We start from the raw sequence: 6,964 nt of genomic DNA, 5'->3' as shown, positions 1-6,964 counted from the left end.
CATGGACGAACTCGCGGATCTCCGCCGCGTTGAACCCCGGGCTGATCGACATTCCCTTGCCTCCTACTGCTTGTGAAGTGACTCACAAGCAGCTTGACGCAGAGGGTTTCGGAGGTTTTGGGGCCGATGCGGCCAGAATCTCCGTCGAATTCGTCAGGGCTGACCCCGAGCCGTGTCTCGCGGCGGGGCTCCCCCGTCTAGTCGAACTGCGGTTCGTAACCGGCCGCGCGCAGCACGTCCACGACGAGCTGGCGGTGGTCGGGCCCGCGGGTCTCGACGCTGACGTTGAGTTCGACCTCGCTGATCTGCAGTCCCACGCCGTGCCGGGTGTGCAGAACCTCGATCACGTTGGCGTGCGCCTCGGCGAGCAGCTCCGAGATGCGGGCCAGCTGGCCGGGACGGTCGGGCAGCATGATGCGCAGGGTGAGATAGCGACCGGATGCCGACAGGCCGTGGCTGATCACGCGCTGCATCAACAGCGGGTCGATGTTCCCCCCGCTGAGGATGGCGACGGTCGGGCCGGTGGCGGTGACCTTGCCCGCGAGGATCGCCGCCACGGCGACCGCACCGGCAGGCTCGACTACGAGCTTGGCGCGCTCAAGCAGCACCAGGAGAGCACGGGCCGTGTCGTCCTCGGTGACGGTGACGACCTCGTCGACGGCGTCGCGCACGATCTCGAAGTTGAGCAGCCCCGGCTTGGCCACCGCGATGCCGTCGGCAATGGTCGGTATGATCTGGACCTCCAGCGCCCGCCCGGCCTCGAGCGAGGGTGGGTACGCGGCCGCGTTGGCCGCCTGCACGCCGATCACCCGGATCTGGCGACCGTCCCGGCGCGCGCGCTGCTTGAGCACGCTGGCGACGCCGGAGATGAGGCCGCCGCCGCCGATGGGAACGATCACGGTGGCGAGGTCGGGAACCTGGTCGAGGATTTCCAGGCCCACGGTGCCCTGGCCGGTCACGACATCCGCGTGGTCGAACGGCGGGATCAGGATGGCGCCGGTCTCCGCGGCCCACTCCGCGGCGGCCAGCAGCGGTTCGGCCACGGTGTTGCCGCGCAGGATGACGTGCGCGCCGTAGTCCCGGGTCGCCTGCAGCTTGGGCAGGGCGACGCCCACCGGCATGAAGATCGTGGCCTGGATGCCGAGCTCACGGGCCGCGAAGGCGACGCCCTGGGCGTGGTTGCCGGCGGAGGCCGCGACGACGCCGCGAAGCTTCTCCTCGTCGGTGAGCTTGGACATCCGGTTGTAGGCCCCGCGGATCTTGTAGGACCCGGTGCGCTGCAGGTTCTCGCACTTGAGGAGGACCGGCGAGCCGAGGAGCTCCGTGAGGTAGCGGGAGGTTTCCATCGGGGTGACGGCGGCAACCCGCCCGACCACGTCCCGGGCGGACTCGAAGTCGGCCAGGGTCGGTACGACGAGGGAGGCATTAGTCATGAGCGGCACTTTTCTCGAGGCGGTATGCCGGTCTGCGGAAACCGGGGCGTTGCGGGACGGTCTGCCAGAGCGGGGAAACCAGCAGCGTCGTCGGGGACTCCAGACTGGAACGCCAGACCCCGCTGTTGATGTAGGCGATCATAACGTTCAGCACCGCGGCGACCGGCACCGCGAAGAGCGCCCCCGGGATGCCCGCGAGCAACGCACCCGAGGCTACGACCAGCACCACGCCCAGCGGATGTACCTTGACGGCGGTGCCCATGATCAGAGGCTGCAGCACATGACCCTCAACCTGCTGCACCAGCAACACCACCCCGAGCATCAGCAACGCCACCACCCAGTCGTTGAAGATCAGGGCGATCACGACGGCCACGGCCCCCGTGGCGACCGCACCGACGATGGGGATGAAGGAACCGAGGAAGACGAGCACGCCGATCGGCACGGCCAGGGGCACGCCGAGCAGCGCCGCACCGGTGCCGATGCCGATCGCGTCGATGGAGGCCACCAGGATCTGCACCTTTGCGAAGTTGCCCAGCGTTGTCCAACCGGCCACCCCCGCGCCGTCGACGGCCGCCCGTGCCCGGCGCGGGAACATGCGCACGATCCAGGCCCAGATGCCCTTGCCGTCGATCAGGATGAACAGGAGGCTGAACAGCGCCAGCAGAAAACCGGCCACCAAGTGACCGAGCGACGACCCCACGGACAGCGCACCGGACACGAAGACCTGACTGTCCGCCTGGATGACCTGCCAGACCTGGCCGAGGAAGGCGTTCAGTTCCGGCTCGGTCAGCTGCAGCGGCGACGCCAGCAACACGGCTTTCAGACTCTCGTAGCTCGCGGCAAGGCGGTCATTCAGGCCGACCGTGCCGGTGGCGATCTGGGTCACGGCCAGGGTGAGCAGACCGCCGAGGATCGCGAAGGTGCCGATCAAGGCCAGCGCGACGGCGACGGCCTTGGGCCACCGGTGCCGCACCAGGAATCCGACGAAGGGAACGAGCAGAGCGGACACCAGAACGGCCACGAGCAGCGGGATGACGATCAACCGCAGTTGGATGACGATGAAAATGAAGACCGCGATCGCCCCGGCGAGGGCCAGCAGGCGCCAGGACCAGGCGGCGGCGAGTCGGATGCCGGCGGGCAGGTTCTCATCGACCCCGTTACCGAGGGGCGTCGGCACCTCGATCAGGATCGGAGGTTCGGCCCTGCGGCGTCCGAACGCGCCGAAGAAGCCGCTACGGGCGGGTTTTCCGTCGGTTTCCTTCACGGCATCATTCTAGGCAATCGCACGTGCCGGCTCCGGCATGGGTTCCGTGATCGCCGCGTCCGGTTCCTCGCCGATCTCTACTCCGGGGCCGGGAGCGGGTCGACCGAGACGGGCGCGCCCGTGAATCGCACCGCGACCTGTTCCCCGACCGACGGATGCAGTCGCGCTCCGTGCTGCACGACGAGCGACGTGCCGTCGTCCAGCCGCACCCTCGTGCGCCGAAGTGAGCCGTGGAAACTCGACGAGAGCACGACCCCCGGCGCGCCCGCAGCGCCGAATTCGAGGTCCTCCGGCCGCACGGAGACGGACACCGCGCCATCCGCCTGCGAGGGGTCGAGGAGCGGCAGGGAGATCCCCTGCACCTGCGCGAATCCGTGGCGCACCACGCCGACAAGTCGGTTGCTGAGCCCGACGAAGTCAGCGATGAACGACGAGACGGGCCGGGAGTACAGCTCCTCCGGGGCTCCAACCTGCTCGATCGAACCGGCCCGCATCACGGCAACACGGTCGGCCACGGCGAGCGCCTCGTCCTGGTCGTGCGTGACGAACAGGGTCGTGATGCCCAGCTCCGTCTGGATACGCCGGATCTCCTCACGCAGCGCCACCCGCACCTGGGCGTCCAGGGCCGACAGGGGCTCGTCGAGCAGAAGCACTCGAGGCTCGGTGACGAGGGCGCGCGCCAGCGCCACCCGTTGCTGCTGACCGCCGGAAAGCTGGTGCGCGAAGCGGTCGTAGTGGGTGCCCAGCCCGACCAGGGCGAGGGCGGCGGCCGCACGGGCGCGCCGCTCCTCGCCGCGGACCTTCCGCATCCGCAATCCGAACTCAACGTTCTGGCCCGCGCTGAGATGTGGGAACAGCGAGTAGGACTGGAACACCATGCCCAGGTCGCGCCGGCTGGTCGGCAGTGTCGACACGTCGGCTCCGTCGATCCGGATGGTGCCGGCATCCGTGGATTCGAGCCCCGCCAGCACCCGCAGCGCGGTCGTCTTCCCGCTGCCGCTCGGGCCGAGCAGGGCGACGAATTCGCCCGCGTGCAGCGTGAGGTCGAAGCCGGCCAGGGCACGGTGGCCCGCGAAATCCTTGATCACGCCCTCGAAGCTCACCGACGCTCCCGCCCGGCGGGCCGCCGCCGGGCGAGCCTGGTCCTGGAGCGGGTTCTGGTTCTGGTTCTGGAGCTGGTTCTGGAGCTGGTTCTGGATCATGGCTGACCTCCGGTGGTGGGCCGTCGCCGGCTACCGGTGCGAACCGTGCCGAGGCGCCCGATGACGAGCAGGAGCAGGAACGCGAAGGTGAGGGCGAGCAGCGACAGGATGACGGCCGTGTAGGGGTCGGCCTTGCTCACAACCACGAGCGCGGTCTGCAGGGTGACACGGTTGAGCAGGGAGGCGATCGTGAATTCGCCGAGCACGACCGCGACCGAGATGAACGCGCCGGCCAGGATGCCGCGGCGCAGGTTCGGGATCAGTACCCGCACCAGCACGCTCGCCCAGCCGGCCCCGAGCGTGCGGGCGGCCTCGCTGAGCGTGCGCACGTCGACGCCGTCGAGATTGGCCTGGATGGCCCGGTAGGCGAACGGGAGGACCGTGATGCCGTAGGCGAAGGCGAGGGTCCAGACACTGCTGCCGAGCAGCCGGGCGAGCACCGAGTAGACCGGGGCCAGACCGACCACGAGAACGATGGCGGGGATGCTGATGGGCAGGATGCAGACGAACTCCATCACGCGGCGCAGATGGGGAAAACGCAGGTGAACGAGCAGAAGGGTCGGTACGAGCAGCAGCAGCACGATCGCGACGGTGCCCACGGCCAACCCGACCGAGTTCCCCAGCGCGACGAGCACCGTTCGGTACGGACCGGCGAAGCCGCCCTGGAACAGGGCGGTCCAGCGGGAGACGTCGTGGCCGCCGGCAAGCCCACGGCGCAGGGTGAACTCCACCATGGCGACGATGGGGATGGCGAAGACGAGGCCGATGCTGCCGAGGATGAGACCGCGCACCAACCGGGTGGGCGTGTGCGCCACCGCCGTCATCGCTGCCACCGGGCGGCCCGTGCCTGCAGAACCGAGTAGCCGGACATGACGACGAACATCACCAGGATCATACCGAGCGCCAGCGCCCCGGCCAGATTCTCCCGGCCGAGCAGGGTTTCGCTGGTCAGGGCCGAGCGGATCTGCAGCGGAACAATCTGCGATCCCTGGCTGGTGAGCGCGGCGGCGGTCGCGTAGGAGGAGAATGCGTTGGCGAAGAGCAGCAATAGGCTGCCGAGGAACGAGGGCGCGAGCACGGGGAACGCGATCCGGAACCAGTAGGTGGCCCGGTTGCCGCCGAGCGTCGCGTTGGCCTCGGCCCAGTGCGGGTTGAGCGCCTGCAGGGCCGGCAGGAAAGTGATGACCATCAGGGGAACCTGGAAGTAGATGTAGGGCAGCACCAGGCCGGGCAGCTCGTAGAGCCACACCCCGCCGGCGAAGATGTCGACGCCGAAGGTGTCGCGCAGGATCACGGTGACCAGACCCTGGATGCCGATGGTCGCCACGAACGCGAAGGCGAGCATGACCCCGCCGAACTGGGCGAGCACGCCGCTGAGCGAGTCCACGACGGCGCGGAGCGGGCCGTTCTCCCGCGCGCCGAGCAGGCCGTAGCAGGCCACGGCTCCGACGATCGCGCCCACGACGGCGGTGAGCGCCGACAGCCCGAACGAGGCAGCGAAGGCGTCCCTCAGGACCGGGGTGCCCAACGCGGCCACGGTGTCCAGCGTGAACGTCCCGGCCTCGTCGACGAAGCCGCTGCCGACGGCGATCAGGGTCGGCACGAACAGGAAGAGCATCACATACGCTGCAAACGGCAGCAGCCCGAAGGCTGCTGCCGTTCCGCGTCTGCTACTGGACAGCTGCGGCCCACTTCGCGCCGAGGAGCACGGCTCCCGCGGTGCTCTCCGCCTCGGAGGGAACGACGGTTTCGGCCGGGGCGGCCGGGAGGGCGGCGAGGAGGTCGGCGTCGATGGTGCCGGCCGCCTCCATCGCCTCGGCGCGCACCGGGCGGGCGCCGCCGGCGAGCCAGAGGTTCTGGCCCTCGTCACTGTAGAGGAACTCCTGCCAGAGCCGGGCGGCGGCCGGGTGCGGGGCATCCTTGTTGATGGCCTGGTTGTAGTACCCGGCGTAGCCGGTGCCCGGGAAGACGACGACCTCCCAGTTGCGCTCACCGGCGAGGCTCGTGCCGTAGCCCACGTTGAGGTAGTCCCAGTCGAAGACCACCGGAGTCTCCCCCGACGCGATGGTCGCCGGGGTGGGGTCGACCTTGACGAAGTTGCCGGCCTGGTTGAGTTCGTCGAAGAAGTCGATCCCGGCCTGGAAATCGCTGACGTCACCCCCGTTCTGCACGGTGGCCAGCCCGACGGCGGCGAAGGCCGCCCCGGCCTGCGTCGGGTCGCCGTTGATCGCGACCTTGCCCTTGTACTCGGCGCCGAGCAGGTCCCTCAGCTCGGTCGGCGCGGGCACGGCATCGGGGTCGTAGCCGACCGCCATGTAGCCGCCGTAGTCACCCGTGTATAGCCCCGAGGCCTCCTTGAGCGCATCCGGGATCTCGGCCCAGCCAGCCACCTGGTAGGGCGCGAAACGATCGGTGCTGGACAGCGCCACCGCCAGCCCCAGGTCGAAGACGTCGGGGGCGGTGTCCTGCCCGACGAGGTTGTCGGCGGCCAGGATCTCCTCGGCGCTGGACGCGTCGGGCGAGGCCTCGGTGATCGCGATCTCCGGGTACTTCGCGGCGAACGCGTCGAGCACGGCGCCGTAATTGGCCCAGTCCCGCGGCAGGGCGATCACGTTCAGGCCGCCTTCGGCCCTGGCCGCATCCTCGAGGGCGGCCAGGTCACCGAACGCGGAGAGGCTCGTCGCGGTGGCGGCGTCGATCTCGCCGGAGCCGGAGTCGGCATCTGCGGCGCCGGAGCAGGCGGCCAGGCTCAGGGCCAGGGCGGTGGCCGCGGCCAGGGTGGCCAGGGTGCGGGTGGTGAACACGTTTTCCTCCGTCGGACCGGTGCCGGCCGCCGCGCGGGGCGCGGACGTGTGGAGCCGGGTAGCTGGTCAAGGCGAGGCTAGGAGCGGCCGGCGACCGAACGGGGGTGCGACGCTGAACATCGGGTGAATGCCGACTGAAGCGTGCCGCTAGGTGTACCGAGTCATGACGTTGGTGACACTCGGCTGATGGGGGTTGCTCCGATGCCGCCGTGGATTCGTTCAGTGTTGTAGTAGTTGAGCCAGGGTGCAAGAGCTGCTGTG

At 69.5% G+C, this 6,964-nt stretch carries 6 protein-coding genes; all 6 read right to left on the bottom strand.

What is annotated here, in order from left to right; translation table 11 throughout:
- Positions 1 to 197 precede the first annotated feature (197 nt).
- Positions 198 to 1,433, bottom strand: coding sequence for a threonine ammonia-lyase (gene ilvA / locus E3O67_RS07100; protein ID WP_135102333.1), 1,236 nt, complete (start codon positions 1,431 to 1,433; stop codon positions 198 to 200).
- Complete coding sequence (locus tag E3O67_RS07095) at positions 1,426 to 2,697, bottom strand: AI-2E family transporter (protein ID WP_241979316.1); 1,272 nt, start codon at positions 2,695 to 2,697, stop codon at positions 1,426 to 1,428. The genes ilvA and E3O67_RS07095 overlap by 8 nt, the downstream gene beginning before the upstream one ends.
- A 77-nt stretch (positions 2,698 to 2,774) precedes the next feature.
- On the bottom strand, positions 2,775 to 3,899 hold the full coding sequence (locus E3O67_RS07090) for an ABC transporter ATP-binding protein (RefSeq protein ID WP_135102332.1): 1,125 nt from the start codon (positions 3,897 to 3,899) through the stop codon (positions 2,775 to 2,777).
- The gene (locus tag E3O67_RS07085) at positions 3,896 to 4,723 is read right to left on the bottom strand and encodes an ABC transporter permease (RefSeq protein ID WP_135102334.1); all 828 of its coding nucleotides are present in this window, start codon (positions 4,721 to 4,723) and stop codon (positions 3,896 to 3,898) included. The genes E3O67_RS07090 and E3O67_RS07085 overlap by 4 nt, the downstream gene beginning before the upstream one ends.
- Positions 4,720 to 5,517 carry an ABC transporter permease subunit gene (locus E3O67_RS07080; protein WP_135102331.1) on the bottom strand — a complete coding sequence of 266 codons (798 nt, stop codon included), beginning with the start codon at positions 5,515 to 5,517 and terminating at the stop codon, positions 4,720 to 4,722. The genes E3O67_RS07085 and E3O67_RS07080 overlap by 4 nt, the downstream gene beginning before the upstream one ends.
- Before the next feature lie 52 nt (positions 5,518 to 5,569).
- Positions 5,570 to 6,703 (bottom strand): ABC transporter substrate-binding protein, encoded by a 1,134-nt coding sequence (locus tag E3O67_RS07075; protein ID WP_135102330.1) that lies wholly within the window; start codon positions 6,701 to 6,703, stop codon positions 5,570 to 5,572.
- Between the last annotated feature and the right edge of the window lie 261 nt (positions 6,704 to 6,964).

The sequence above is a fragment of the Cryobacterium sp. TMT3-29-2 genome (assembly GCF_004564305.1).
Classification (GTDB): Bacteria; Actinomycetota; Actinomycetes; order Actinomycetales; family Microbacteriaceae; genus Cryobacterium; species Cryobacterium sinapicolor.
This window is presented reverse-complemented; position numbering and strand designations above follow the sequence as displayed.